Here is a 24,153-nt window from a genome sequence, read left to right as displayed (position 1 = left end):
GGGCGGGGGATGACCACTCAGACGATAGATAGTGCACCGCATGCAACCTGGTTTGTCGGCGCCAGCTACGGCGGTACCGATGATCAGATGCCGCGATTTCTTGTAGAAGGAATTTGGGAGAACGGCTACGACGACAAGCTCCTCGATGTGGTGCGTTCCATGCGCCCGGGAGAGCGGATCGCCATCAAGTCGTCTTACACGCGAAAGCACGGCCTGCCTTTCGATAGCCGAGGCCGAGCGGTTTCGGTTATGGGCATCAAGGCGGTCGGCACGATCACCGAAAACCTGAACGACGGGAAGCGGGTGAAGGTGGACTGGGCCAAGGTCGAGCCGGTACGGGAGTGGTACTTCTACACTCACCGAGCAACGATCTGGCGTGTGCTGCCCGGCGAATGGATGAACGATGCGCTGATTGCATTTGCGTTTGACGGCAAGCCGCAGGATGTAGATCGCTTTCGCAACGAGCCCTTTTGGCGGGAGCGTTACGGCACGACTTTGCCAGAAAAGCAGCGCTTCGAGTGGACTGACTTTTACGAGGCAGTGGCCGAAAAGCTGCTGGCCCACGCAGACGATCGAACTCCGCTCATCGAGGGCATCCACGAGATCGCGTCCCGGGTGCCGGGGCTGACCTATCTCCAGGATAAGTTTCCTGATGGAACCAGTGGTCCGCTGCGGGACATTTGCCCATTCACCACGATGGGCACCTTTAACCGATCCATGACCGATGCCAACCGCAAGACCATCGCGGGTGAACTTGCCAAGTTGCTGGGTGTGACGGTGCCGGTCCCGCCTTCATTCGAAGGCATTCCCGTTCTCAACAACCAACGTTCCTGGTTTTTCGCCTATGCCGACAAGCGTGGTGCGGGCGACATCGACGCGCTATGGAAGGTATTCGTTGCCGCGAGCAAGATGGTCGATGGCGACCAGTTGGACACTCGCGATGCCTTCATCCGGGCTTATGACGAGGCAACCCAAGTGTGGGGTGTCGCATGGAACCTTTCGACAGGTCTCTACTGGGCGCATCCGTGGGAATTCCTGACCTTGGATAGCCAGTCGCGCCACTACATCAACAAGCGGCTCGGCCTGAATGTCGCCATCAGTGGTCAGCAAGGCCCATGTGATGGTCGGGCCTATTTGAAGCTGCTGGACGATTTGCGTTCGCGCTTCGGCGAAGACGGCTATCCCGTCCACAGTTTCCCAGACTTGTCTCTTGCGTCCTGGATGTACAAAGACCCGGTTGACGAGCCTGTGCCGGCTGGCGATATCGGTACCAATGCCGGAGCAGAACAGGAAACTGAAGGCGAAGTTCGCGAAGCCTTTCAGGTGGCAGCGCCAATCGTTCCCTACTCGGTGGAGGACATCCTCAAGGACGGCTGTTTCCTGGAGCGGGCCGAGATTGACCGCTTGCTCGATCGTCTGCGCACAAAAAAGAACCTCATCCTTCAGGGGCCTCCGGGCACGGGCAAGACCTGGCTAGCCAAACGGCTCGCGTTCGCGCTCATGGGCCAGAAGGACGACAGCAAGGTCCGTGCAGTGCAGTTCCACCCCAACCTGTCCTACGAGGACTTTGTTCGAGGGTGGCGCCCCACTGGCGAAGGCAAGTTGTCGCTGGCGGACGGTGTCTTCATGGAAGCCATCAAGGCTGCATCGAAGGACCCTTCGTCGAAGTTTGTCGTGGTAATCGAGGAGATCAACCGTGGAAACCCGGCGCAGATCTTCGGCGAGTTGCTGACGCTGCTTGAGGCGGGCAAACGGACGCCCAACGAAGCGCTGGAACTCTGTTATCCGGATGCGGACGGCAAACGACGTCCCGTCCATATTCCCGAGAATCTCTATGTGGTCGGCACCATGAATATCGCCGACCGATCGCTTGCACTGGTCGATCTGGCATTGCGTCGCCGCTTTGCTTTCGTTGGACTGGAGCCGAGACTCGGCCAGGTTTGGCGGGATTGGGTGGTCAAGGATTGCGCTGTCGATCCGGGCTTGGTCGCGGATATCGAGCGCCGTATCGCCGAGCTGAACGACCAGATCGCGACGGATGCGCGCCTTGGCAAGCAATTCCGGATTGGTCACAGCTATGTGACACCCGCACATCGACTGGAGGCGGGAGACACGAAGAAGTGGTTCCAGCAGGTCGTGGATACGGAGATCGGCCCGTTGCTGGATGAATACTGGTTCGACGCGCCCGACGAAGCACAAAAGGCGATTGCACGGCTGACGCAGGGCTGGTGATGACCGCCGTCGCAGAACAGGTGGAAAGTGCATCCATGAGCGCTGAGGGGTTCATCGGACGCATTCCGGTGCGCAACCTCTGGCTGCTGATGCTCTACGCCTCTGACCTGTTCCGCACTCGCGGCATCGGCAAGATCGGCTTGGAAGACAGCCCGGACGATCTACCGGATCTAGTCGCGGAGATCCTTGCCCACGCGGTTGAGGTGCGACAGCGTCGCCGCTTGAGTCTTGGATATCGATCTCGTGATGCAGTCATCAATCGCGTGCGTGGCCGGATCGACGTCTTGACCACCGAACGCCATCAGTTGATGGATAGAGGCCTGGTGGCGTGCCGGTTCGACGAACTCACCATCGACACACCACGCAATCGTTTCGTCCGAGCAGCCTTGGAGTCCATCTCCAGGATCGTTCAGAGGAAGGACGTTGCCCATCGGTGCCGCGCACTTGCGGGTGGCATGAAGGCAATGGGTGTATCAGGGGACGCACCGACCCGCGCCCAAATGAGCACCGATCGTTTCGGCCGTAACGATGCGGACGACCGGTTCATGGTGGCAGCCGCAAAGCTGGCGTTCGACCTAGTGCTACCTACGGAGGCGTCGGGTGCGAATGTGCTCTCTCTGCCGGACCGAGAAGCGACGTGGGTACGTCGTTTGTTTGAGCGAGCGGTGGGCGGCTTCTACCAAGTCGTATTGAGTCCGCAGGGCTGGCGGGTGCTGTGCGGCGGGACGATGGGCTGGCAGATCGAGCAGAAGACAGCGGGGATCGACAAGATATTGCCGACCATGCGAACTGATGTCGTGCTCGACCACCCGTCAAACGGGCAGCGGATCGTCATCGATACCAAGTTCACCTCGATTGTGACGAGCGGTTGGTACCGTGAGGAAACCCTGCGCAGCGGATACGTGTACCAGATCTACGCCTATCTGCGCTCCCAGGTTGGGTGCGGCGATGCGCTTGCAGATCACGCGAGTGGATTGTTGTTGCATCCCGCGATTGGCCAGATGGTCGACGAGACAGTGCTGATCCAGGGGCATCGCATTCGTTTTGCCACCGTGGATCTGACTGCGTCGACGGCGGATATTCGATCGCAACTGCTGCGATTCTTTGACCCGATCCAGTCAGTGACAGGCCAGTGAAGAGCATGGATCGAATCTACATCGACACCTGGGCAAACATCAGCGCTGACGGTTGGAGCTCCCTCCTTCTGGGCAACGGCGCCAGCATCGCCATCCACAAAGAGTTCGCATACCCAACACTCCATGGCATTGCTGATGCAAAAGGACTGCTCGCCACTACTGCCCCAATATTCGCGAAGCTCGGGACAACCGACTTCGAGCATGTTCTGCTCGCGTGCTGGTATGCCGAGCATGTCAACGGGGCATTGGGGACGCCGTCGGCCGCCATCTCCGCAGCCTATGAGGAGGTTCGCACAGCGCTGATCGAGGCCGTGCACAGCGTGCATCCGGTGCATGCCGATGTTGCCACCGACCTACAGCGGGTCGGTGCGTTTGCAAGCGCGTTTCCCACGGTCGTCAGCCTGAACTACGACCTCACCTTGTACTGGGCAATGCTGCTGTTCAACGCGGCGCACGGAAGTTGGTTCAAAGACGCATTCCACGACGGGGAATTTCAGACGGATTGGGATTATCTGCGGCGACCCTATGGGCACGCTGCAGGAGCAACATTAGTTTTCTACCCTCACGGCAGTCTTGCGGTTGCTCGTGACTACCTTGGTGATGAGACAAAGCTTTCTGTAGGCGCGGGAGGCGCAGGTGACTTGCTTGGCACCATAACCCGGAGGTGGGCGTCCGGGCACTATGTGCCCGTGTTTGTTAGCGAGGGAACCAGTCATCAGAAGGTCGCTGCGATTCGCCGAAGTCACTACCTGACGAACGTATATGAAGAGGTGCTGCCCGCCCTTGGAGAGAGCCTGGTCGTATATGGCTGGAGCTTTGACGAGCGAGACCAACACGTGCTCGACGCCATCGCATCGAGTCCGCCAAAGCGAATGGCCGTCTCGGTTTTCACTGGTCAGCCAGATGGAGATCAGCAGGCGTTCTGCCACCAAGTGCTTAAGGCTGCTGGCCGGTCCTTGCCTGACACAGGAGTGATGTTCTTCGATTCGCGAAGCCCTGGATGCTGGAACAATCCATGATGCGGTGCTGAACCCTACTGCTCGCTGGCAACCTTCATCTCCCTGACCCACGTTTGCAACGCCCTTAGCTGCTCGGCGTTCTCGTGGCAGGTCTGGTAGTTGGCGGCAACGGTTCCGGCGACGGTAGAGAGCGCAATGCCTGCGGCGGCCGCATCAGCATCTCGGGCGGGCTCGGGCAGTTCACCGGCGGCGGCAGCGTCGTGCAGGCGCACAAAGCCACGGTTGATAGTGCAAGCAGCATCGGCTTGAACGGGCACATAGACGGGGACCTCCTTGATGATGGTGTCGCCCTTCTCGCGGACGATGCGGACGCGATCGACGTACTGCGTAACGACCTTGACGGTGGCTTGCGCCTGCCGTTCGCGGACGGCGGCGGCTTGCAGGGCTTGTTGCTGGATGGCGGCATCCCATTGCGCTTGAACGTGGCTCGCACCCTTGATCCAGCCGAAGCCAACCAGGGCGACGCTGAGCGCCGCGAGGGTCAGCAGCCGGTACGGCCACGGAATCACGCTCACGACGCCTCCCCGATGCACTGCCGGTATTCGGCTTCTCGCCGAGTAGCCAGCCCGCCGCACAGCCGCGCGTTGGTAGGCTGCGCACAGTCCTTGCCCTGGAAGAAGCGCCAGCGCCGCAGCTCGGAGCACGCCCCGGCGTAGTCACCGGCATTGAGTTTCCTGACCAGCGTGGACTGGCAGAATGCGCGGCTGCCGACGTTGTAGGAGAAGCTCACCAGCGCGTCGTACTCGTGCTGGGCCAGCGGCACGGTCACGCATTGTTTGAGCGCCCCCTCAAACTGCTGCACATCGGTGAGCGCCCGAGCCAGCGCCTTCGGCGGCGTGGTGGTGTCACCCAGCTTCACCCCAGTGGTGGTGCCAAAACCAATGGTCGGCACATCGCCCTTGACCGGGATCACTGCGCGGTCGGTGTAGCCCTCGTGCAGCACGATGCCGACCAGGGCGGCGGCGGACAGCGTCAGTCCGGCCACCGTCCTGCGCATCACGGGTGATGGTGTCCGGGTCATCGGTGCATCTCCGGCTGCGCCACGATGCGAGCAACGGTTGCGCCGATGCTGGCGGCAAAAGCCAGCAGCACAAACGCACCGCGCGGCAGCACGTCCCCGAACAGCGGCACCACCACTTCCGCCGCCGTGAAGGCAGCGGCCAGCAGCGAGAAGCGGATGCTCCAGGCCCGTCGCAACACGCGCCGCCAGTCGTCCAAAAGGCAGATCTTCGGCTTGGCGGTCATTGCACGCCTCCCATCAGCTTCAACTTGATGGCGGCCCCCACCAGCAGCGCGGCCAGGATGCCGGTGGTCACGACCTTGATGGTGGTCTGCCATGCCGTGCGGCGGGCATCGCGCCACGCTTCCAGCAGGTCGCGCAGTTCACGGATGTCGCGGGCTGCGTGGCCGTTTTCGAGGCCAAGGTGCGCCAGCACACGCTCGGCTCCGCGTTCTGCGGCGCGGTCGAGTAGTTCGTCGAAGTCCTCGCGTCGCAGCAGGAGCATGTTCTCGACGAGCGCAGGCTGTTGTTCGGGTTCGGTCATAGCAGTCTCCAGAAATGCGAAACCCGCCTCGTGGGCGGGTTTCTGGTGGGTGCGAAGATGGGAAATCAGATGGCGATGCCTGCGCTCCAGCCGGTGGACTTGTAGGCCGAGAGCTTGGCCTCGTCCTCGATGTAGCAAAGCCAGCCGATCTTGGGCGAGTGGTACTCCCAGGCATCGGCAATGCGCACCGCGATCTGGTTGGTTTTTCCCGCCCACACTCCGGTGGCGGCGGCAGGAATGAGGTAGCGTTCGCCGTTGGTGGGGCTGGCCGGTGGTGTGGTCAGGTCGCGGTCTTTCACGGATAGGCCGACCACCGCGCCGAGGCGCTTGAGGTTGGCGTCCATGCCGGTGTCCCAGCCGCTCTCGCCGAGCGTCCAGCCGTAGTTGAGCCCAAGGTTCGGGTCGGTCGATGACATGGTCTATCTCCAGAGGTTCGATGCTTGGCGAATGTGCCGGACTGCTTCCGGGTCGCCGGTGCGGTGGCTTTGCTGCGGGTGCTGTCGCCAATGCCGCCCGACGATGGGCAGGTACAGCACGCCGCCGCGCTTGGCTACGAGCAGGGTCAGCAGCCAGTCGGCGAAGTTGTTGAGGTTGGTGGTTTCCTTGAGCACGGCTTCGACGACGGATCGACGCATCACGATCAGGCCGTGAACGTGGCTGGCGCTGTTGGCGTGTTGCCAACGGCTGTAGGCCAGACGCCGCACGGCAATGTCCTGGCCGTTTTCGTCGGTCAGTGCTTCGTCGGTGTAAGCCATCACGGCCTGCGGGCAGGCATCCAGCGCATCGGCCAGTTGTGTGAAGGCACTGGCTTCGTACAAATCGTCGGGATCGACAAAGGACACCAGCGGCAGCGTGCCTTGTGCATAGCCTGCCGCGCGTGCCTCACCAATACGGCCCGGAATGCCGGGCAAAACGTGCAACTGGATCGGTGCGTCCTCGAGACTGGCGATGCAGGCATCCCGCCATTCGGCAGGCTCGTTCAGGGTGAGCAGATGAACATCGATGCGCGGCTCCATCACATACCTCCCCAATACTGTCCCCAGCGCAGGCCGTAGCCCGCGCGATCCATGACCCGCACCTGCGGCTGCCAGCTACTCAAACCATCGCGCTCGGCGCTGATCTCCACCGTGATGCGGTCACCCAGCGCACCGGCATCCAGCGCGGCCACTGCTGCCGTCCACAGGTAAGTGGTGCCGAGCAGCCCCGTCTCAGTACGAACCAGCACGTTGCTGCGATTGCGGATGCGCAGCGTGTAGGTCACGCCCAGCTCCGGCCCGATATCGCCCTCGTCTTGCTGCACGAGATAGGCGGTCTGCTGAGTGCGGTCGCGATGGGCCCACGCGACGTTGAGATCACCGGCCACCACGGCAGGCTCGGTCTGGCCATTGAGGCGGATACGACCGGGTGGATACGGCAAAGCCTGCCGACCGGCCAGCACCATCGGCTGCCCATTGGCAGCCAACACAGGATCGCCCTGATCGGTTGACGTGCGAGGAATCGCGGCCACGAACACCGACTCGCCCGGGGCCCGCTCCGCACCTTCGGATGCCAGCCAATCGCCAACACCGATCAACCGAGTCCCCGAGGCATGTGCTTGGGGTGTGGTGTCGAGCACGCCGCGTGCGAGATCGATGGTCGCGTCGGCGGCATCGAAGGCCAGGACGGCAACGGCCTCGGCAATCGCCCCACTCGCATCCACGAGATAGGCGTAGTCGCCCACGGACAGCCTTTCCGGCTGACTGATGGCGGTCACTGGCACACCGACGGCAACAGCCTCACTGGCAGGCAGTGCCACATCGATCGTGAGAAGTGGCGCGTAGTCCTCGCTGGCCACGCTGGCGATATCACTGGCCGAGGCACCGGTGGCGAGCTGCCAATTGAGCTGGCCCGCACCACCCACTGCGGCCAATGCGCCAAGCGCAGCATCGGTGTCGGTCAGGTAGTCCAGTTCGGCTCGTGACAAGGTGCGCGCCAGTTCCCAGTACGGAATTTCCACCGCCAGCACCAACGCAGGCGGCAGCGGCTCCAGGGTTGGCTCGTCGATGATCGGTGGTGGCGGTGCCAGCACCGCGTTATCCAGCCCGAACACATCCTCCATCGCCTCGATGCGCCACTCAGATGACCCCAGCGTGCCGGTATCGATGCCGGTCACACGCACCACCATCTGGTCGATGCCCAAGCGCGGCCAGTTAAGCAGGAACACGTCACCAGGCAGCGGCGCGCGTTCCAGCGTGTCGGGTGCCACGGTCAGGCTCATCCGCGCCAGGGGTGAACCCAAGGCACGCAAATCTCGCAGCGCCAGACGCGCGGCCAGCGGGCCATAGTTGACGCCTGGGTAGTCGCGGCGTTGATTGATCACGCCACCTTGCAACTGGATGGCGGCGAGGTTTTCCACGGTGACGGTGGTGTCGCTGCCGGTTTGCCAGTCGGTGTAGACCACGGTCAGCTCGTTGGGCAGTTCACCCCATTGCGCGCGCTCGAAACGCTCCAGCCGCACGATCTCGTCCGGCCCTAACTGCGGCAGACTGTCGATCCAGTAGTCGTCGCGCAGCAGCTTGAGCTCAAACGTGCCCTGCTCAGGGTCGGTGTAGAGGATGCCGCCGATGTGGTCGATGACCTGACTGATGAAGCTCTCGATGGGCTGCTGGCGCGTCCAGATCAGATTCAGACCAAAGCCTTCGTCCGACAGGGCCCATGCTGCATTCCAGAAGCTCCAGCCGATGCTGTCCTGCGGGTAGCCCATGCCCCAGTGCGGATCGGTCAGGCATTGCACCAGGATGTGGGCTGGGTTCATGCCGACACTGATCTCGCGGCCCTGATTGTCATCCCAGGCACGGACTTCGGCGTTCCACTCCATCCACGGGTAGTCGTTCCAACCCGCCGTGAAACGGCGCACGCGCACTGCCCACGGCTTGATGTACGGGTTGTTGGCCGCGAACAGGATCTTGCGCGCAACCAAGGACAGCACGCCCCGGAAGGCTGGAATGGCGCTGCCAAGGCGGCTCATCAGATAGTCGTTGCGTCCCTGTCCAGAGCCACCAGGCAGTACATCGATGTTGCCGACCACGCCACCTTCACGCTCGTCACCACCAAACAGCGTGGGCTTGTTGATGCTGAGAGTGGTCAGGCCGTGCCCGATGGACAGCGGCGCACGGTCGGCATCACCCCACGCAGTGCGGTCGCCCATCTGGATCTCCTGCACGGCATCGACCGGCCCCTGGCATAGCACCAGGTGCAATCCCATCCGGTAGCGGTAGCCGACGGTTTGCTTCTTGCTGCTGCCACCCATCAGTGCATCTCCTGCCGGGTACGCGCGTGCTCGACCACACGCAGCGCCATCGCGTCATTCGTGGCCAGCAGGGTTTCGGCATCAAGTCCCTTCCGCAGAAAGGCGCGGAAGTCCAGGCCATGCCGCTCGAACCATGTACGCGAGCCGTTCACGCACAGGCCGACGGCGCGCACGTCGTCGATAGTGACGATCACGCTGGTGCTCATTTCTTGCCGCCTTTCTTGCGGATCGGCTCGGCTTCCAGATCGCCGTACCAGACCACGTTCGCGCCGCGCAGCAGCACGGTGCCGAACACGACGGGAATCGGTCTGCCTTCTTCTGCGGTTGGGGCATCGACATCGGACAGCGATGCCGGTTTGGGCTCGGGCGGCTTCGGCGCGAGCGCGACCGAAACCAGCGCCGCCACCACGATGACGACGAGGTACCACATGGCGATTTCTCCGGGGATTCAGAACACGCCAGTCGAGAACGGGTTCTTGCTTGGGATGGCGGGAAAGCCGCCGTAGTTGTCGAGGTTGTCGAAGCGCGTCTGACAGGTGGCCGTGCTGTGATCGCAGCCGACGGTCAGCAGCACTTCCGTGCCGGGCTCAAGGGCCGCTGGATACAGCAGCTCGACGCCGCTGCCGTAGTCGCCGATGATCATGTGGCGCGCACCGTCCGGGGTTTGTAGCCAGCCACCGGCCAGGCCGCCGCTGACCCAACCCGGTACACCACCATCGAGTTCGACACTGCGGCCATAGACCTCCAGGACGAAGGCGCTGGCCGTAATCGGCGAAGCCCCGCAGGCCGCGGAATACAGAACGTGGGAGCACTTGCGGCTGTAGAGCCGCCGCAATCCGATACGTTTGAGACTGACTTGCGCCGACTCGCAGCGAACGCGAGCGACATCGTCAGCGACATCGACGCCCAGCACCCGGCCCATCCAGCGCGTGCCGGAGATCCACCAGTAGTCGCCCCAGGTGTCGCGCCGTCCGATCCGCAAGGTGACCGAGGTGGTATCCCCGGTGAGCGACGTGGCCAGCAGGTGGCGCACCAGATCGCAGTTCGGCGGCAGTTTCAGATCCAGCGCCGATTTGGCGGCCTCGGCACCCAGCGCCAGTTCGTTGCGTTCGATGGACAGGCTTGCGTACAGATTGCCATCGAGGTCGACATCGAATTCGTGCGGCGTCAGGTAGAACTGCGCGCTGTTGCTGGCGAAGGCGTATAGCTCGACTTCCAGCAAGGGATTCTGGCTCATCGTGCTTACTCTCCCTCGTAGGTTTGACGGTCATTGCCGCGTGGTTCGGGCAACTGACGCGCTGTCAGGGTGATCTCCAGCAGCGTCGGGCTGTGCCAGTACAGATCGATGGCATCGTGGTCGAGGCGGCAGCGCACGAGGCGAATGACGCGGCTGCCCGTGGGCACCCAGTCATCGAGGCCCGAGCGCAGCACCAGCACACCGCCTTGATCCAGATGGCAGGTCGCCGTCAGGGCGTACTGCCTATAGCCGTCTGGATGCACGATCAAGCAGGCGGCGGGGCGATGCCAAAAATCCGAAATTCGCGCGGAGATGTCTTTGCCTTCCACGCGCAGGTAGCCATCTTCGGGATCGGCCTCTGCCGTCACCCACAGGATCGGAGCCAAGCCATCGGGCAGCCAGAAGGCTTCCAGACGACCTTGGGTTTGCCACAACCGCGCCCGCCAGATCTCGATTTCATCGAGTGAGCTGGCCAGATAGCGCCGTTGCAAAGCTGTCGTCGCCCAGGGATCGTCTCGGCGCACCCACGGATCTGCAGGCGAGAAGTCTTGTCGGGTGATCGTGGCTTGCGCGACGGTCGTCGGATCGTCACGCCAGTTGCCATCGGGCCAGACCGGAATCTCGTCGAGCCACGCGTCGTCGAGTGCATCCATGTCCGGCGTTTGCGCGGGCGTGACAGTCGTGGTGACGCTGCCGCCGACCATCCCCGGCACCCACTGGGTCAAGTCCGCCGGATCGACAGCGCGTCCCCACACCAAGGGCATCACGCTGCTACCGGCTCCGGCAGCACGCGCCAAGGGTTCGGCCAGCCACAGCAGATCGGTTTCCACGTCGCTGAGTTGGGCGACTTGCCAGCCCTCGGGCGCAATGATCAGCACCCAGCGTTCGTCGCTGTCCCAGCCCTGCACGCCGTCATAGGTCAGACGCAGCGCGGCAGCCGGTGGGCCAAAGCGCCGCCAGTCAGCCTCCGACACCCCGAGAGTCAGCGCGCCCTCCTCAGCGTTCTCAGTGAGATGAACGGCGTACTGTGGCAGGGGCCACCACGCGGCCTGGCCCAGATGATCGGCCAGCCAGTCGGCCACCAAGGCATCGGTCTGGCGGGCGTTGCCTACTTTGTAGGTGAGCCAGCGCCGGGGAATGCGGCGGCGTGCCTGCCGGGATTCGTTGCCGCTGGCCAGCCGCGTGACGCTGGTCTGCCACTCCAGCCGTTCGACGAGGGGCTCCATCCAATCATGACGGAAGGCAAACACGCCGCGTTGCGCATCCGGCCAAGGCTGGTCGCCGAAGGCATCCATACCGGTGGCGACGATGGCGCTTGAGGCCGTATCCCGGCGCAACACTTCGACCAGAAATATCGGCGCATCGATGGGTGGCCAGGGGCCCGCCAAGGATTCCGCCAGCAGGCTGGCCGCCAGATTGGGCGGCAGCGGAGCAACAGCTGTTTCCGGCGTGAAGCTGGCTGCGCTCGCACCGAAGGTGGCGCGCGAGAGCACTTCACCCTGGAAGGCGGGCAGTTCGCTTCCAGGCGTCGGCTTGCTGGGAACCTCCGCGAGGTCTTGAACGATGACGCGATCCGTCATGCCGACTCCACGCCGAACTCAGCGGCATTGAAGGCGGCCTCCGTCCACTGCACGTTGCCGTTCGGGTTGCGTTCGAACAGCGTGCTCTGCCAGGCCAGTTGCTCCTGCAGAATGATGTCGGTGCTGACGGCGCTTTGCGCACCACTGACCACGAGGCCTTTGACCTTGCCCAGACCGGCGTCGGTCTTGCGGGCCAGCATCGTGAGCTGGACGCCGTAGATGGCGGGCGTGGCCATCACCGGCAGCGGCTCGACATCGAAGGACTGGCGCAACCCCACGTTCGGCGCATTGATCGCCGTAGATTCGTCCTCGTCGCTCACGGCTTCCCATGCGGCGGTACCGACCGGGCTTGCCGTCCACTGGTTCAAGCTGCCATCGGCCTGTGCCTGCAAGGCATCGACGCGCACATCACCGAGAAAGGTGTTGTTGATCGTGCCGCTGGTATCGGCGATGTAGAAGTCGTCGACGTCGATGGTGAGCGGGCAGTTTTGGCCAGGCACTGCACCCACGAATGCCGTGAGCAGTTGGCCACCGCCCTGGATGGTGTTCTGCGCAGTCATCTGGATGGCCAGGATGCCGTTGATGCGCACTGACAGCACACCGTTGCTGGTGCCTTGCGTGACCTGCAACTCGATGTAGTGCCAGCCGCGCGCCGGAGCGCTGGCGACTGAGACAGAGATCAACTGGTCATAGCCGTATTGCCAGCGGTAGAGCTTGAGCCGACCGTCCTCGCCGATTTTCACGAGATGCGCAACCTGAGAGTTGGCGTCACGCACGCCCAGCAGCAGTGGCTCGGTGTAGGTGTTTTGGTACGGCACCACGCGAATGGCCGCCCCGACGATCAGGCTGGTCTTGGTGGCGTCGAGGTTCTTGACGTAGCCACCCCCCGAACCTTCCGGCAAACGCAGGGCATAGGAGGACGGGCGACGGCCATTGATCCGGGTGGCCTGCGGTGACAGATACGCCGCCTTGCCACGTGCGAGCCACGGATCGCCAAAGCTGTCCACGGCCTGCGGGTCGTAGTGATCGAAACCGTCGATGAACAGAAGTGCCATTGGATTTACCCTTGCAGCGCCGCACGGATGGCCCGTGCATTGCGCCCGATGATGTTGACGATGACTTTCTCTCCGGCAGGCGACTGCAGGTGGTCGTGGGTCACACCCGGATCGACCGCGTTGACGATGCGCACGGCCTGATTCATCTGCGGCTGCGCGGGCGGCACTTTCACCTCCGGTACCAGCCCGCCCGCTGCGAAGGCCAGTTCGCCACCCTTGAAACGTGGGCCGGCCGACAAGCCGTTGAGCGAGTCGAGGAAGGCCACGCCGACTTGGCGCACGGCGGCCGCCCGCACCACGTACTCGCCTGCGGACAGACGCGCCGGGATCGAATCCGAGGTGGCGCTGCCCGGCCCGGAGACCAGGCCGCCTCCCGCGAACTTCTTGATTCCACCCAAGAGCGCCATCACAGCGGCGACCATGGCTACCATCGCGGCCACCGCGAGTGCCGGGCCAACGTAGGGAATGGAAGCCTGCGATGCCGCCGCCCCGGCTCCCGCTTTGGCCGCATCCATCGACACCACGGCGGTGGTTTCGGTGGTCTTTTGCGCGACCTTGGCGGCGCTGGCCGCCGCATCGACGGTCTGCTCCTGCTGGATGAAGCCGAGTTTGAGCGCCAGCATCCGCGCCTGCATGGCGATCCACTGCTGGAACGGCTGGATCACGATTTGCTGCAGGAAGGCATCGGCCACCTGCTGGAAGATGCTCGCCAAGGCACTGCGCCAGGTCTGCGCGCCGGTGATCATCCCGTTGAGCGCACCGCCGAAGCTCTCGCCGATGCGATTCCACAGCGGTGCCATTTCATCGACGGTGAGCTTGGTGCGATCCAGCTCGTTGCGCCACGCTTGTACCCGAATCACCGCATCCGGCCCGATGGCCTGTGCGGCTTGCTGCATGGTCGGCAACAAGCGCTCCATCTCGGTGGCCGATTGCTGTTGCAGGGCCACGATCTGCTGACGCGCCTGTGCTTCGGTCAGCAATCCAGCCTGTTGCTGGGTCTGGATCGCATCCTGCGCATTGCGCAGGCGCTCGGTGACTTGCCGCCATTGGGCTTCGAGCGCCGCCAGATTGGCCTGCGCCGCCTTAACGTCGATCAGCCGGTCAACGAGTGATACACCATCGGCATCGCTTTCTGCTGCCAGCCGTGCCCGCAGATCGCGGTAGCTGCGCTCAATGGCGGCTTGTCGGTCGGCATCCGTCGCCGTGCCGGTGATCTGTGCCAGTTCCTCACGCGCCTGCGCCAAGGCATCGGCCAGCTCACGCTCGGCTTGCGCTGCCTTGCGCGCATTGGCCTGCTCGATGTCCGTGCGCCGGTTGTTGAGCGTGATCAGGTCGGCTTCCGCCTTGGCGACCTCGGCCTTGGCTTTCAGTCGGTCGTTTTCCGATTTGCCCGTGGCGGCGACTTGCTGACTGCGGGCCAGCTCCTGCTGCTTGCGGGCAATCTCGGCATCGACCTCGCGCTGTTCGAGGGCAGTTTTCTGCGTGTAGTAGTCGCGCACCGAAACCAGACGGTCTTCGAGTGCAGCGTCCAGCGCAGTTTGTTGCCGGGTCAGACCGTCCTTGAGCAGCGCGAACTCGGCGTCCAGCTGCGCTTTTATCAGCGTGGTTTGCGCGCCGGTCGTGTCCTGCGCAGGCTTGGCGGCCTTGGGCTTGGTCAGGCGTTGAAGCAGTTCCGGATCGGCCTGGATCTTGGGTGCCTTGACCTCGATGGGCTTGGGGTCGAACAGGCTGTCGCGGAAGGACGCCAGCTCATCGAGCCGCTGGATCAGGCTGCCTTTGAGGTCGGCAATGATGGCCTTGGCCCCGTCGGTGTTGCCCTTGAGCGCTTCGACCGCCGCCGCGACACCGCCACCAATCGCTTCACCCAAGGCGACGAAGGCCTTGCCAACCGTGGCGACACCGAGCGCCAGGGTCTTGAGCACCAGCACCACGCCGTCCAGGATCACACGCAGCGTGCCGCCTTGCTTGGCCGACTCGACCATGCCACCGGCCATGTCGTTCAGGGCAGGCAGCAAGGACGCGATGATCTGATTGCCAATGCTCTGGGTGGCCAATTTCAGCTTGTCGAGCGCGTCGTTGAAGTTGCCTGCCTGCGCGGCGGTGTCGGCAGACAACTGCAGCCCGAGTTCAGCGGCCTCCTGCTTCAGCGCACCGATGCCATCCCGTCCTTGGTTGAGGAAGGGGATCATTTCGGCACCGGCCTTGCCGAAGATATCGACCGCCAGCGCCGCCTTCTCCGCGCCATCCGGCATGGCCTTGAAGCGATCGGCCAGATCCAGCAGTACCTGTTCGCTGTCGCGCAAGGTGCCATCCTGGTTCTGGACCGCCACGCCCAGCGCACCGAACTTCTGCGCGGACGCTTCCGAGCCGGTGGCGGCCTCCAGCATGCCGGTGGCCAACTTCTTGAGCCCGGCTTCGAACTTTTCGGTGGAAACCGCCGACAACTCGGCGGCAGGCACCAGCAGAGACAGCGATTCGACGGCGATGCCGGTACGCTGCGCCATCTCGTCCAGTGCATCGGCTGAGTCGATGCTGGACTTGATCATTGCGCCGATGCCCGCCAACGAAACGCCAACGCCAAGGTTGGCCAGCACGCCGTTGACACTCTTGGCGGTGTCGGTGAGGCCACCCAGACCCCGCTTGATAGAGTCGAAAGCGGTCTTGGTCTGGTCGACGGCACTGATCAGGATTTGGGCACGATTGCTTGCCATCAGACTTTGTCCAGTTCTTGTTGAATCGCCCGCGCCAAGGCAGGCAGTGCGCGTTGCACGCCACCCGCCAGATTCAGTCGTCGTTTGATATCGACGCGCTTGACCAGCACGGCGATGGGAATCTCCTGGCCACGCTTGATCTGCTTGGCGCCGGTACGACCACGCTCGGCACGCTTGAAGCGACCCAGCTGCGCGGCGTTCTCTTTGATGTTCTCGGCCATCAGCAACACGCGACCGTTCTTCTCGATGAAGAAGGCATTGCCCGAGCGCATCAGGCCGTCAATGACCGCCTTGAAGCGCTTGGGGCCGATGCGCCCGGGCAGCAGCGGGATCAGCAAATTGCCGCTCACCGTGCCGCCTTTTTCGTGCAGACCGAGCCACGGGATCTTGCTGCCCACCAGCAAGGCGGGCAGCGAGTTGGGTAAATGAGCGGGCTTCTTGTCGAACACCTTCACCCCCATCGAGGAGATGAAGCTGTTGCGCTTGACGGTGAAGGCACTGCGCATCTCGGATCGCGCCGCGTCACGCACCTCACGCCCGCCTGATTGCATGCCCTTGGTGACGGCAGCGTGGATGGCGCGACGCCGCTCGGTACTCCACGCCGCCAACTGGCGTGGGTCCAGCAGGCCGGTGGTGGTGAGTGAGAGACGCATGGGGGTCAGTCCTTGAGCAGATCGCGTTGCAGTTGTTCGATGCCACGCTTCTCGCCCTGGGCTGCCACGGCATGGATGCCGAGCAGTTGGGCAAGCTGCTGCCGCTCAATCTGTCCGTCGGCATCCAGAAAGGCTTGAGCCTGCGTGAGCGTGTAGGCCATCACGTCGCCAAGGCGGTGCCCGGCGCGGATCAGACGGGCGACGGCAGCGTCCCACCCGAGTTCGTCAGCGAGCGCAGCGTCGGGGCGAGTCGTTGGGCCGCGCCCTGAACCGCCGGAACGACGTGCGCCACGAAAAAATCCGCGTTCACCTCGAACACGGCGGCGGCCAGTTGCACGGCGTCCTCCAACGACAGGTCGTTGATCCACGCGCGCTCACGCCGGGTGGTGATCGCCAGCAGATCGAGCACGGCATCACCGTGCTGCCCCAGCAGCGCCATCCAGTCCGGATCGCTGCTGATCTCCTCGGCCAGCGGGCGTACCACGGCCAACAGCCGTGGCAACTCGCCCAGCCGGATCGGCGTCAGTTCCAACGCTGTGCCGGACAGCGTCACGACGACAGGTTCAGGGGGGAAGGTTTTGAAGCCGTCCATCACAGCAGCACCAGACGACCGAACTGCCCGAGATCACCGCCGACCGGCTTGGTCAGATCCGCCAGCACCTGACCGGACAGCTCGAACTTCAAGAGTTCATCCGTGATGATCGAGAGTTCCTTGGCCGGGTTGATGGCCACGCGGTACAGGTCGATCACCACCTCGCGATTGCCGTCGGCGGTGTTGAGCCCCTCGAAGCGAATCCAGCGTTCGGGCAGTGGCTGGGTGAACATCGCCGTGCTCTGCGCCGCACCATAGGCGTAGTCGACAGTGAACGGCTCGGTGTACGGGCCGCCCGACGTGGCATCCAGCACCACCAGCGAGCCGTGCTTGGCATTGACGCTGTACTGGCTGGCCGGAAGCGTCTTGGGCGTGGCATCCGAGTCCTGGATCTGCACTGCCGATACGTTCTGCATGGCCAGCGGGTACAGACTTCCCGGCGTGACCGGGTTGGGCAGCAGTTCACCGGTCACGGTGCCGGGGGTGATCGTGGTCGTGGTGCCGTAGAGCGCGAGTGCCAGGTTGGTGGCGATCAGCTCTTCCAGCGTGCAGGCGAATTCGCCTTTCTTGGTCTTGATCAGTTGCAGGTCGGTCAGGCGCTGGCCCGACTGCGCTTCCTGGTGCTCGATGGTGTCCACCGACAGCGACACCTTCAGTTCGGGCACGTTGCCGACGAAGGTCAGTCCGGCGGGGTTGCCGAATTCATCGCGTGCGCCGATGTAGACGCGGCCTTGTCCAGAAAAGTAAGCCATGTTCAGTCTCCTTGGGTGGCTGCAGTTGTGGAAACACCGGACGTGGCATCACGGCGGGCGGGTTTGGAATCAGTGGCGGGGGTGGCCGCTTTGGCCACGCCCTGCGCGACCAACCAGCGGGCGCTGGCGTCATTCAGATCGAGGCGATCACCCACGGCGAGGCGCTTGCCTGCGTGGGTGTGGGGTTTCAGAAGTTCGATTTGCATGGGTTCATCCTGTTTGGGTGAGATCGGTGGCGTGGGTGCGGTAGCGGATTTCGTATCGGGCTGGGAGTGCGGTGGCACCGGCGTCGGCGTCGTCGAACTCCCATTCGCAATCGATCTCGCGCACGGCGATGGCCAGTCCGCCCAGGTTCGGGTCGGCCAGCAAGGCTGCGTGGGCCGCGACCAGTGCGAGATCGGCCACGTCGAAGGCATCCGCGCCGCGTGCCACGACGGCGAACCGGAGGATCAGCAGCCGGTCGACGAGGTGGTTGGCGTGGGCGGTGATGCTGTCGCCGTCGGCGAACAGCAACAGCGCGGGACTGGCCTCGCGGGTGACCGGCACGGCGGGCATGCGCAGCACCGGAGTCGGTGCAATCGCAGAAGACAGGCGTGCGACGACCTCCCGCAAGATGCGCTCGCGGACAGAGTTCATGTCAGTAACCTCAAAGTTGGGAGAGCGAGGCGCGACGCTCGGAGCCGTCACCGATGGCGCGCACGTCGCGCACCTGATAGGTATTGCCTGCCACCTCGACGGTGTCCCCGGCTGCCAGCGTCAGCCAGGACGCCGGGTAGTCGATCTGGTAGTCCCGCGACAGCGCAAAACCATCCAGCACGGTTTCGTCCGGGGCACGGAAGGCGCAGTGGACTGTGGTGCCCGCCACCGTGACGGCGGTCAGCAGTCCTGCACTGCGGGCTGCCTCGTACAACGTCGCGACATCCATCAGGCAGCAACGAGCTTGATCAGCACACCCGGTCGGTGGCACATCGGCAGCGGGTTGCTCTGCGTGTGCAGATCAGTGCCCCGGTCGAACTTGCGTGGCTCCTGCTTGGCATACAGCGGCTGGCCGATGGTGTTCACGGTCTCGTTGAAGTCCGCTGGCGCGAAGTAGGTCGCGAAGGTATCCACCGTGCCGACCGGGAAGGCATGGGCTTCCCCTGCGGCAATGAAGCGGCGCGACCCAAGCGTGCCGTCGGCTTGCACAAAGGACGCCTGGCCACGGTATTCCTCGAAGGTGATGCCGCTGTAGCTGAAGCCCGAGCGCATGTCGTTGATCAGCACTGCGCCCTGTTGCCAGTTCTGGTAGGCGGTCTTGACCTCTTTGTGGGTGGTCAGTGCCCGGAAGAACTCGGTCGAGCACAGCACATGCACGCCGGTCGAGAACTCGCCAGTGAGCCCATCTTCCATGAGGCCCAGCAACTCCAGGCAGGCAGTCTTGATTTGCCCGTTGTCGGCCGCCGTCGAAAACTCGAAGGACACCGATTGCGCAGTGATGTCGAACTCGTCGAACAGATCGACGAGCTCACTGCCATCAGCGTCGAGGATCTTGCCCTTGAGCGCACCCATGCGCAGATGCTCCAGGGTGATCGCGTGCTTGTTGCGCATGGTCTCCAGATGGCGGGCCATGACACCGCCGATGGCTTCCATTTCGGTTTCGGAACCGAAGGCGCGCAGTCCTTGCACTTCCTCGGGCAGCACCACGTCGTCGTGCGGGATGTGCGGGATCACGAAGGAGCGCAGCTTGCGCTTGCCACGTTCACCCACCGTGCCGGGCGAACCGGGCGCCCGGGTGGGCAGCAGGTTCAGACGACCGGCGTACTCCTCGACGATGATCTGCCGGGTGCGCACCGGCTTGGCCGGGAACAGGTTGAGTTGCTCCAGCCGCCCATAGCGGTTGGGCAGGAGGTTGATGGCGGCCGTCAGGCTGGCCATCGAGAAGCCGGGGTTTTCAAAAGGATTCTGCATTTGGGATCTCCAGAAATGACGAAACCCGCCAGTGGCGGGTTTTCGGGGGAGTGAGATGGATCGTCGGGACGGGATCAGGCGCTGTCGCGCACCAGCACCCCAAGGGCGGTAAGTTGGGCAACGGCAGTTGCCTTCTGCGCAACCGTGAGACCGGTCGGCCAGACCAATGCGCCACGCGCGACGATGGCGTGGCGGGCGATCAGGATCGCGTCCTCACGGTCGATCAGCGTCGCATCGACGTCATTGCCGAGCACGCCAATGGCGATTTCCGTGCCGTCCGTGGCACTTGGGTCGAGGGCCTTGAGCTTGGCAGTAGCCGTTTCGCGGCCCACCACGGTGCCCAGCGTCAGGTTCTGCGCGGCAGCGACGGTGTCCTGGTCACGCGAGTAGAGATTCGGCGCTTCGTACTTCAGCAGGTCGCCGAGATTCTTGGGTTGAGAGACAGTGGGCATGGCTTACTCCTTGGCGGTGAGTTTCTTGACGGCAGCGACCACCGGACTGTTTTCCGGGCGCTGGCTGGTACCGGCATCGGCGGTGATGCGCGAGGCGATTTCGGGTTGGTCGGCACGGGCGTCGAGCAAGGCGCGGCGCACCTGCGCTTCCGAGAAGCCTGCTGCGAGGAACTCCGTCGTGCGTTGGGACTGGCCCGCGATCAGGCACATCTCTGCAATGGCCTGTGCTTGGCCACGCCCGCTGGCGAAGGACTGCGCCAGTGCTGCTTGGGCGGCAGGCGTCGGTTGCGAATCGCTGTCGGTCTGCGGCTGGTCGTCCTGTGGGGCGGCGTCAGCCGGATCGCTCGGGTTGTCGTGGTCGTCTTTAGGGTCGGTCATGGTGTTCTCCAGGGTGAAAGGTTTGCTTCGGGGCGGGTTTGAGATGGCTTGCATGGACAGGCTTCGCGGCGAGGCGCGGGCCACACCGGGCTGCGCCAGCCGCTGCTTGGCCGCCAACGCATCTGTGAACTCGGTCATCACCGCATCAAACGGCATCACGGCGTCAGCGAGTCCCGCTGCCACCGCCTGCTCGCTGTAAAACAGCCCCGCCTCGGTGGCGCGCACGGCATCTGGATCGAGGCCGCGCATCTGCCCGACTTGATTCACGAAGATGTCGTAGAGGCGATCCACCTCGGTCTGCAACGCGGTGGTGGCCTGCGGGCTGAGGGGCTCGTGCGGGGAGAAATCGTTCTTGTGGCTGCCCGCGAAGACGGCGGTGTAGTTCAGGCCGTCCTTGGCGTCCTTCACCGACTGATCGACGTGCAGCGCGATCACGCCAATCGACCCGACGCCAGCGGTCTGCGACAGCGTCAGGCGCTGGCAGGCAGCCGCGATGGCAAAAGCCGCCGAGTACGCGGCATCGTTGGCGTGCGCCCAGATCGGCTTGATGGTGCTGGCAGCGCGGATGCGCTCGGCCAGTTCGAACACACCCGAGGCCTCGCCGCCGGGCGAATCCAGATCGAGCAGGATGCCCGCCACCTGTGGGTCGGCCAGCGCGGCGTCCAGTCGGGCTTCGATCTCGCCGTAGGACATCAGGCCAGAGGCGGCTTCGATACCCATCGAACGTCTGACCAGCGTGCCGACCACCGGGATGACGGCAATGCCCGCCTGACCCGATGTGGCGTTCTGGCGCGGCATGGGCAGCGGCATCGCCATGTCCAGATCGGGCAAGCCGATGCGGGAACCCAGCACGGAGAGGATCACGTCGAGTTTGGGACGCGCAATGAGGAGCGGCGTCCCGTAGAGGCGGGACGCCAGATGAACGAGTTGCATGTCAGTTGTCCTGTTGGTCTTGCGGCACGGCCACTGTGGCGGCCGCATTTATGGGAGCGCCCGATGCCGATGGTTGGGGCGCTTTGTCGTGGCGCGGGTCGGAGTCGAAGATCAGACCGAGCGCATCGGCGCGCTGGTTGTCGGCGGCGATCTCGCGGTCGATGTCCTCGGCGTCGTAGCCGAAGGCCGAGATGGCTTCCGATCGAGACAGCAGCCCAGCACGAATGGCGGTCAGCATCGCGTCGAATTCCTTCTTGGGATCGACCCACTGCCAACCCTGTGGAATCCATTTGGCCGCGAAGTAGTCGCGCTTCTTCTCGGTGAACTGCGGCAGCGCCAGCGCGCCTTCAAGTAGCGCTTGCTCCATCCAGGCACGCCAGATTGGGCGGCACAGCTGGTGGACGATCACGCCGTGCTGGATGGCCTCACAGCGGCGGCGAAACTCCAGCAGCCCGGCCCGGATCGACGAGTAGTTCACTTGCGTCAGGTCTCCGGTCAGCATCTCGTAGGTGATGCCCATCGCCGCTGCCACCGCCCGGAACTGCATGCGCAGGAATTCGGCGTAGCTCGCGCCAACGTCGGCTGGCTGACTGAACTTCACGTCCTCGCCGGGCTCCAGGATCTGCATCGTGCCCGGCTCCAGCCCGGCCAATGCTGCACCACTGGCATCCGGCAAGCCTTCACCCATCAGGTTGTCCTCGGGGGACAGGCGCGTGATGAAGCCCGCGAACATCGCGGCGGTTTTCTTGCGCACGAGCTCGGCGTCGTCGTACTGGTCGAGTTCGTTGAGCTTGACCAGTGCGCGCGCCAGCCACGGTTCGCCCCGTATCTGTCCGGGCCGCAAGGGACGAAACAGGTGGATGATTTCGCTGGCCGGGACACGCACTGTGTCGAGACCGCCCACCACGCCACCGGTGCCTGACATCGGGGCCAGTGAGCCATCACCCGGATGCGAGCGATACAGGTGGTAAGCCACCCGCCGTCCGAGCTTGTCGAACTCGATGCCCGCACGGATGACGTTTCCGGAAGCCAACTCCTGATTCAGCGTGGCTGGCAGATGTTCGGGTTCGAGCAACTGCAATTGCAGGCCCACCGGCAGGCCATCTTCCGGGCGGCGATAGCGCAGCCGCACCAGGCATTCCCCGCCTTCGAGCATGGCGCGACAGGCCAAGGCCTGCAGGCCGTAGAAATCGGTCAGTCCGGCGGCATCGGCTTCCTCGCACCAGTCCCACCACAGGCTGTGGATCGCTTCGCGCAGGGGCTGATCGGCCAGCATGCTCTGCGGCTTGATGCCGGTGCCGATGGCGTTCGAGACAAAGGCCTCGACGCCTGCCGCTGCCCAGGCATTGCGGCGTACCAGATCGCGGCTCTTGGCGCGCAATTCGTTCTGGGTGAACGCCAGTGCTGCGACTGCACCGGGATTGCCGACCTGCCACGCCAAGGCGCGACGGCCACCACCGATGCCGTCATAGAACGGCGTGCCGCCAAGCAGGCTCATGCCGACGCGTCTACGCATTCGGTCAAACCATTGCATGTTCAGAACCCTTTACCGGTGGTGACCCGGATCTGGCGTGGTGCGCCGGGCCACAGCCCGGTGTCCACAGCCTGCTCGAAGAGGTCGCGCTTGACCTCCGCAATGGCGGCCTGGAGTTCATCGACGCTGCGGTACTCGACGGTCTTGTCGCCAAAGGTCACACGCTTTTCGCCCTTGACCAGCGCCGCTTCCAGTGCGTCGAGATGTGCTTGTGTGTAGGCCATCAGCGGTACACCGTGAGGTTGATTTCGGAGGAGTCGTCGAAGGATGCAGACGTGGTGGCGCAACTGATGTCGACGTACTGAGCGGTCTTCTGGTCGGTACTGGATCGCACGATGGCAATGCGCTGCGTGCCGCTGTTGGTGCTGCTGCGGGCAAGCGCCGTCCAGCAATAGTTGGCGTCGGGCATGGCAACGGCGAAGGTCACGCGGTAGCGACCTGCCGCCGTCCGGGTCACGCTGGCCACGTTGTGCGACGACCGCACGACGATCTGGTTGCCGACGTAGCCGAAGCACACCCACGCCCGGGCCAGACCGGGGTGGGTGGCGTCGATCTTGGTCTTGACCTCGAGCCCGACACGACTGGCCAGCGCACTGATGCGCGATGCGAGGCTCATCAGACCAGCGCGCCCACAAAGACCGCGACGAAGTCGGTGTCTGTGTTGCCAACATCGCTGGCAGCGACAGCGCCGATGTTGCTGCGCGCCTGAAGTTGTTCGGCAACAGTCAGCGACTGAGCGGCGTCGAAGCGCACGCGGTTGTTGACGGCGGCGAGCAGTGCATCCAAGCCACTGGTGCCGTTCTGCAGTAGTTGCTGGATTTCCACCAGCGTGTCGTAGGCGGCATCGGCACCGCCCAAGATCTCGGTCTTGAGCGCGTCGAGCAACGAGACGATCTTGTTGGACGAGTACGTGGTCGTGGCCGCGACGTGCGCATCGTCGATCACTGCCGAGGACACCACGGCAGCCTTCAGTTCGTTGATGGCCGCGACCAGATTCGACTTGTCGGTGGTGGTGAGGTTGGCCAGGTTGCCTGCCTTGGCGCGGACGTCGTTGAACTCCTGCGCGACGCGGATAACCAGGCTTTCGATACGGGTAGCAAGACTCATGT

30 protein-coding genes are annotated in these 24,153 nt (G+C 63.8%); 3 read left to right on the top strand and 27 right to left on the bottom strand.

The window, feature by feature from the left end; all coding sequences use genetic code 11:
• The first annotated feature begins 9 nt into the window (after positions 1 to 9).
• From ACFQO0_RS03305 to ACFQO0_RS03295, 3 genes are read left to right on the top strand one after another with little or no spacing between them, the layout of a single operon-like run.
• The gene (locus tag ACFQO0_RS03305) at positions 10 to 2,232 is read left to right on the top strand and encodes an McrB family protein (RefSeq protein WP_382232603.1); all 2,223 of its coding nucleotides are present in this window, start codon (positions 10 to 12) and stop codon (positions 2,230 to 2,232) included.
• The gene (gene mcrC, locus ACFQO0_RS03300; protein WP_382232602.1) at positions 2,232 to 3,368 is read left to right on the top strand and encodes a 5-methylcytosine-specific restriction endonuclease system specificity protein McrC; all 1,137 of its coding nucleotides are present in this window, start codon (positions 2,232 to 2,234) and stop codon (positions 3,366 to 3,368) included. Before ACFQO0_RS03305 ends, mcrC begins: the two co-directional genes overlap by 1 nt.
• 5 nt (positions 3,369 to 3,373) lie before the next feature.
• A complete protein-coding gene (locus ACFQO0_RS03295) occupies positions 3,374 to 4,387 on the top strand; it encodes a DUF4917 family protein (protein WP_158383885.1) in 1,014 nt (337 codons plus the stop codon).
• A gap of 14 nt (positions 4,388 to 4,401) precedes the next feature.
• Here the strand turns inward: ACFQO0_RS03295 and ACFQO0_RS03290 are convergent, their stop codons facing one another.
• From ACFQO0_RS03290 to ACFQO0_RS03160, 27 genes are all read right to left on the bottom strand, one after another.
• A complete protein-coding gene (locus ACFQO0_RS03290; RefSeq protein WP_158383886.1) occupies positions 4,402 to 4,902 on the bottom strand; it encodes a hypothetical protein in 501 nt (166 codons plus the stop codon).
• Entirely contained in the window at positions 4,899 to 5,408 is a 510-nt protein-coding gene (locus ACFQO0_RS03285) for a lysozyme (RefSeq protein ID WP_045667468.1), read from the bottom strand. The genes ACFQO0_RS03290 and ACFQO0_RS03285 overlap by 4 nt, the downstream gene beginning before the upstream one ends.
• Positions 5,405 to 5,632, bottom strand: coding sequence for a DUF7940 domain-containing protein (locus ACFQO0_RS03280; protein WP_045667467.1), 228 nt, complete (start codon positions 5,630 to 5,632; stop codon positions 5,405 to 5,407). The genes ACFQO0_RS03285 and ACFQO0_RS03280 overlap by 4 nt, the downstream gene beginning before the upstream one ends.
• Positions 5,629 to 5,931, bottom strand: coding sequence for a DUF6127 family protein (locus ACFQO0_RS03275; protein WP_045667466.1), 303 nt, complete (start codon positions 5,929 to 5,931; stop codon positions 5,629 to 5,631). The genes ACFQO0_RS03280 and ACFQO0_RS03275 overlap by 4 nt, the downstream gene beginning before the upstream one ends.
• Positions 5,932 to 5,996: 65 nt before the next feature.
• Positions 5,997 to 6,347, bottom strand: a complete 351-nt coding sequence (locus tag ACFQO0_RS03270) for a DUF2793 domain-containing protein (RefSeq protein WP_382232601.1) — start codon at positions 6,345 to 6,347, stop codon at positions 5,997 to 5,999.
• 3 nt (positions 6,348 to 6,350) lie between these two features.
• Positions 6,351 to 6,947 (bottom strand): glycosyltransferase family protein, encoded by a 597-nt coding sequence (locus tag ACFQO0_RS03265; RefSeq protein WP_382232600.1) that lies wholly within the window; start codon positions 6,945 to 6,947, stop codon positions 6,351 to 6,353.
• Complete coding sequence (locus ACFQO0_RS03260) at positions 6,947 to 9,220, bottom strand: phage tail protein (protein ID WP_382232599.1); 2,274 nt, start codon at positions 9,218 to 9,220, stop codon at positions 6,947 to 6,949. The genes ACFQO0_RS03265 and ACFQO0_RS03260 overlap by 1 nt, the downstream gene beginning before the upstream one ends.
• A complete protein-coding gene (locus tag ACFQO0_RS03255; protein WP_041186296.1) occupies positions 9,220 to 9,426 on the bottom strand; it encodes a hypothetical protein in 207 nt (68 codons plus the stop codon). Before ACFQO0_RS03255 ends, ACFQO0_RS03260 begins: the two co-directional genes overlap by 1 nt.
• A complete protein-coding gene (locus ACFQO0_RS03250; RefSeq protein ID WP_013246730.1) occupies positions 9,423 to 9,650 on the bottom strand; it encodes a hypothetical protein in 228 nt (75 codons plus the stop codon). Before ACFQO0_RS03250 ends, ACFQO0_RS03255 begins: the two co-directional genes overlap by 4 nt.
• Positions 9,651 to 9,668: 18 nt before the next feature.
• Positions 9,669 to 10,457 carry a DUF2163 domain-containing protein gene (locus ACFQO0_RS03245; RefSeq protein ID WP_382232598.1) on the bottom strand — a complete coding sequence of 263 codons (789 nt, stop codon included), beginning with the start codon at positions 10,455 to 10,457 and terminating at the stop codon, positions 9,669 to 9,671.
• 5 nt (positions 10,458 to 10,462) lie between these two features.
• On the bottom strand, positions 10,463 to 12,037 hold the full coding sequence (locus tag ACFQO0_RS03240; RefSeq protein ID WP_382232597.1) for a hypothetical protein: 1,575 nt from the start codon (positions 12,035 to 12,037) through the stop codon (positions 10,463 to 10,465).
• Complete coding sequence (locus ACFQO0_RS03235; protein ID WP_382232596.1) at positions 12,034 to 13,092, bottom strand: hypothetical protein; 1,059 nt, start codon at positions 13,090 to 13,092, stop codon at positions 12,034 to 12,036. Before ACFQO0_RS03235 ends, ACFQO0_RS03240 begins: the two co-directional genes overlap by 4 nt.
• Before the next feature lie 5 nt (positions 13,093 to 13,097).
• Positions 13,098 to 15,803 carry a coiled-coil domain-containing protein gene (locus ACFQO0_RS03230; RefSeq protein ID WP_382232595.1) on the bottom strand — a complete coding sequence of 902 codons (2,706 nt, stop codon included), beginning with the start codon at positions 15,801 to 15,803 and terminating at the stop codon, positions 13,098 to 13,100.
• Positions 15,803 to 16,456, bottom strand: coding sequence for a DUF6441 family protein (locus ACFQO0_RS03225; RefSeq protein WP_382232594.1), 654 nt, complete (start codon positions 16,454 to 16,456; stop codon positions 15,803 to 15,805). Before ACFQO0_RS03225 ends, ACFQO0_RS03230 begins: the two co-directional genes overlap by 1 nt.
• A 5-nt stretch (positions 16,457 to 16,461) precedes the next feature.
• Positions 16,462 to 16,617, bottom strand: a complete 156-nt coding sequence (locus ACFQO0_RS03220; RefSeq protein ID WP_009521710.1) for a hypothetical protein — start codon at positions 16,615 to 16,617, stop codon at positions 16,462 to 16,464.
• A 29-nt stretch (positions 16,618 to 16,646) separates the two neighbouring features.
• A complete protein-coding gene (locus ACFQO0_RS03215) occupies positions 16,647 to 17,048 on the bottom strand; it encodes a hypothetical protein (protein ID WP_382232592.1) in 402 nt (133 codons plus the stop codon).
• Positions 17,048 to 17,800 (bottom strand): phage tail tube protein, encoded by a 753-nt coding sequence (locus ACFQO0_RS03210; protein ID WP_382232591.1) that lies wholly within the window; start codon positions 17,798 to 17,800, stop codon positions 17,048 to 17,050. The genes ACFQO0_RS03215 and ACFQO0_RS03210 overlap by 1 nt, the downstream gene beginning before the upstream one ends.
• Positions 17,801 to 17,802: 2 nt before the next feature.
• The gene (locus ACFQO0_RS03205; protein WP_382232590.1) at positions 17,803 to 18,006 is read right to left on the bottom strand and encodes a DUF7210 family protein; all 204 of its coding nucleotides are present in this window, start codon (positions 18,004 to 18,006) and stop codon (positions 17,803 to 17,805) included.
• Positions 18,007 to 18,010: 4 nt separating this feature from the next.
• On the bottom strand, positions 18,011 to 18,436 hold the full coding sequence (locus ACFQO0_RS03200) for a hypothetical protein (protein ID WP_382232589.1): 426 nt from the start codon (positions 18,434 to 18,436) through the stop codon (positions 18,011 to 18,013).
• Positions 18,437 to 18,446: 10 nt separating this feature from the next.
• Entirely contained in the window at positions 18,447 to 18,725 is a 279-nt protein-coding gene (locus tag ACFQO0_RS03195) for a head-tail joining protein (RefSeq protein ID WP_382232588.1), read from the bottom strand.
• Positions 18,725 to 19,747, bottom strand: a complete 1,023-nt coding sequence (locus tag ACFQO0_RS03190; protein WP_382232587.1) for a major capsid protein — start codon at positions 19,745 to 19,747, stop codon at positions 18,725 to 18,727. Before ACFQO0_RS03190 ends, ACFQO0_RS03195 begins: the two co-directional genes overlap by 1 nt.
• Before the next feature lie 74 nt (positions 19,748 to 19,821).
• The gene (locus tag ACFQO0_RS03185) at positions 19,822 to 20,199 is read right to left on the bottom strand and encodes a head decoration protein (protein ID WP_382232586.1); all 378 of its coding nucleotides are present in this window, start codon (positions 20,197 to 20,199) and stop codon (positions 19,822 to 19,824) included.
• A gap of 3 nt (positions 20,200 to 20,202) precedes the next feature.
• Positions 20,203 to 21,510 (bottom strand): S49 family peptidase, encoded by a 1,308-nt coding sequence (locus ACFQO0_RS03180; protein ID WP_382232585.1) that lies wholly within the window; start codon positions 21,508 to 21,510, stop codon positions 20,203 to 20,205.
• Between the two features lies 1 nt (position 21,511).
• Positions 21,512 to 23,044 carry a phage portal protein gene (locus ACFQO0_RS03175; RefSeq protein WP_382232584.1) on the bottom strand — a complete coding sequence of 511 codons (1,533 nt, stop codon included), beginning with the start codon at positions 23,042 to 23,044 and terminating at the stop codon, positions 21,512 to 21,514.
• 2 nt (positions 23,045 to 23,046) lie between these two features.
• Complete coding sequence (locus tag ACFQO0_RS03170; protein ID WP_382232583.1) at positions 23,047 to 23,268, bottom strand: phage head-tail joining protein; 222 nt, start codon at positions 23,266 to 23,268, stop codon at positions 23,047 to 23,049.
• Positions 23,268 to 23,660 carry a hypothetical protein gene (locus ACFQO0_RS03165; RefSeq protein WP_382232582.1) on the bottom strand — a complete coding sequence of 131 codons (393 nt, stop codon included), beginning with the start codon at positions 23,658 to 23,660 and terminating at the stop codon, positions 23,268 to 23,270. The genes ACFQO0_RS03170 and ACFQO0_RS03165 overlap by 1 nt, the downstream gene beginning before the upstream one ends.
• Positions 23,660 to 24,151 (bottom strand): hypothetical protein, encoded by a 492-nt coding sequence (locus ACFQO0_RS03160; RefSeq protein ID WP_012080616.1) that lies wholly within the window; start codon positions 24,149 to 24,151, stop codon positions 23,660 to 23,662. The genes ACFQO0_RS03165 and ACFQO0_RS03160 overlap by 1 nt, the downstream gene beginning before the upstream one ends.
• Positions 24,152 to 24,153: the final 2 nt, after the last annotated feature.

This window comes from Herminiimonas aquatilis (assembly GCF_042665175.1).
Taxonomy (GTDB): domain Bacteria; phylum Pseudomonadota; class Gammaproteobacteria; order Burkholderiales; family Burkholderiaceae_D; genus Oxalicibacterium; species Oxalicibacterium aquatilis.
This window is presented reverse-complemented; position numbering and strand designations above follow the sequence as displayed.

What these genes read in the sequence shown, in the direction of transcription:
- ACFQO0_RS03305 (WP_382232603.1), top strand. Translation starts at nt 10, where the DNA reads ATGACCACTCAGACGATAGATAGTGCACCGCATGCAACCTGGTTTGTC.
- mcrC (WP_382232602.1), top strand. Translation starts at nt 2,232, where the DNA reads ATGACCGCCGTCGCAGAACAGGTGGAAAGTGCATCCATGAGCGCTGAG.
- ACFQO0_RS03295 (WP_158383885.1), top strand. Translation starts at nt 3,374, where the DNA reads ATGGATCGAATCTACATCGACACCTGGGCAAACATCAGCGCTGACGGT.
- ACFQO0_RS03285 (WP_045667468.1), bottom strand. Translation starts at nt 5,408, where the DNA reads ATGACCCGGACACCATCACCCGTGATGCGCAGGACGGTGGCCGGACTG.
- ACFQO0_RS03280 (WP_045667467.1), bottom strand. Translation starts at nt 5,632, where the DNA reads ATGACCGCCAAGCCGAAGATCTGCCTTTTGGACGACTGGCGGCGCGTG.
- ACFQO0_RS03275 (WP_045667466.1), bottom strand. Translation starts at nt 5,931, where the DNA reads ATGACCGAACCCGAACAACAGCCTGCGCTCGTCGAGAACATGCTCCTG.
- ACFQO0_RS03270 (WP_382232601.1), bottom strand. Translation starts at nt 6,347, where the DNA reads ATGTCATCGACCGACCCGAACCTTGGGCTCAACTACGGCTGGACGCTC.
- ACFQO0_RS03265 (WP_382232600.1), bottom strand. Translation starts at nt 6,947, where the DNA reads ATGGAGCCGCGCATCGATGTTCATCTGCTCACCCTGAACGAGCCTGCC.
- ACFQO0_RS03260 (WP_382232599.1), bottom strand. Translation starts at nt 9,220, where the DNA reads ATGGGTGGCAGCAGCAAGAAGCAAACCGTCGGCTACCGCTACCGGATG.
- ACFQO0_RS03255 (WP_041186296.1), bottom strand. Translation starts at nt 9,426, where the DNA reads ATGAGCACCAGCGTGATCGTCACTATCGACGACGTGCGCGCCGTCGGC.
- ACFQO0_RS03250 (WP_013246730.1), bottom strand. Translation starts at nt 9,650, where the DNA reads ATGTGGTACCTCGTCGTCATCGTGGTGGCGGCGCTGGTTTCGGTCGCG.
- ACFQO0_RS03245 (WP_382232598.1), bottom strand. Translation starts at nt 10,457, where the DNA reads ATGAGCCAGAATCCCTTGCTGGAAGTCGAGCTATACGCCTTCGCCAGC.
- ACFQO0_RS03240 (WP_382232597.1), bottom strand. Translation starts at nt 12,037, where the DNA reads ATGACGGATCGCGTCATCGTTCAAGACCTCGCGGAGGTTCCCAGCAAG.
- ACFQO0_RS03235 (WP_382232596.1), bottom strand. Translation starts at nt 13,092, where the DNA reads ATGGCACTTCTGTTCATCGACGGTTTCGATCACTACGACCCGCAGGCC.
- ACFQO0_RS03230 (WP_382232595.1), bottom strand. Translation starts at nt 15,803, where the DNA reads ATGGCAAGCAATCGTGCCCAAATCCTGATCAGTGCCGTCGACCAGACC.
- ACFQO0_RS03225 (WP_382232594.1), bottom strand. Translation starts at nt 16,456, where the DNA reads ATGCGTCTCTCACTCACCACCACCGGCCTGCTGGACCCACGCCAGTTG.
- ACFQO0_RS03220 (WP_009521710.1), bottom strand. Translation starts at nt 16,617, where the DNA reads ATGGCCTACACGCTCACGCAGGCTCAAGCCTTTCTGGATGCCGACGGA.
- ACFQO0_RS03215 (WP_382232592.1), bottom strand. Translation starts at nt 17,048, where the DNA reads ATGGACGGCTTCAAAACCTTCCCCCCTGAACCTGTCGTCGTGACGCTG.
- ACFQO0_RS03210 (WP_382232591.1), bottom strand. Translation starts at nt 17,800, where the DNA reads ATGGCTTACTTTTCTGGACAAGGCCGCGTCTACATCGGCGCACGCGAT.
- ACFQO0_RS03205 (WP_382232590.1), bottom strand. Translation starts at nt 18,006, where the DNA reads ATGCAAATCGAACTTCTGAAACCCCACACCCACGCAGGCAAGCGCCTC.
- ACFQO0_RS03200 (WP_382232589.1), bottom strand. Translation starts at nt 18,436, where the DNA reads ATGAACTCTGTCCGCGAGCGCATCTTGCGGGAGGTCGTCGCACGCCTG.
- ACFQO0_RS03195 (WP_382232588.1), bottom strand. Translation starts at nt 18,725, where the DNA reads ATGGATGTCGCGACGTTGTACGAGGCAGCCCGCAGTGCAGGACTGCTG.
- ACFQO0_RS03190 (WP_382232587.1), bottom strand. Translation starts at nt 19,747, where the DNA reads ATGCAGAATCCTTTTGAAAACCCCGGCTTCTCGATGGCCAGCCTGACG.
- ACFQO0_RS03185 (WP_382232586.1), bottom strand. Translation starts at nt 20,199, where the DNA reads ATGCCCACTGTCTCTCAACCCAAGAATCTCGGCGACCTGCTGAAGTAC.
- ACFQO0_RS03180 (WP_382232585.1), bottom strand. Translation starts at nt 21,510, where the DNA reads ATGCAACTCGTTCATCTGGCGTCCCGCCTCTACGGGACGCCGCTCCTC.
- ACFQO0_RS03175 (WP_382232584.1), bottom strand. Translation starts at nt 23,044, where the DNA reads ATGCAATGGTTTGACCGAATGCGTAGACGCGTCGGCATGAGCCTGCTT.
- ACFQO0_RS03170 (WP_382232583.1), bottom strand. Translation starts at nt 23,268, where the DNA reads ATGGCCTACACACAAGCACATCTCGACGCACTGGAAGCGGCGCTGGTC.
- ACFQO0_RS03165 (WP_382232582.1), bottom strand. Translation starts at nt 23,660, where the DNA reads ATGAGCCTCGCATCGCGCATCAGTGCGCTGGCCAGTCGTGTCGGGCTC.
- ACFQO0_RS03160 (WP_012080616.1), bottom strand. Translation starts at nt 24,151, where the DNA reads ATGAGTCTTGCTACCCGTATCGAAAGCCTGGTTATCCGCGTCGCGCAG.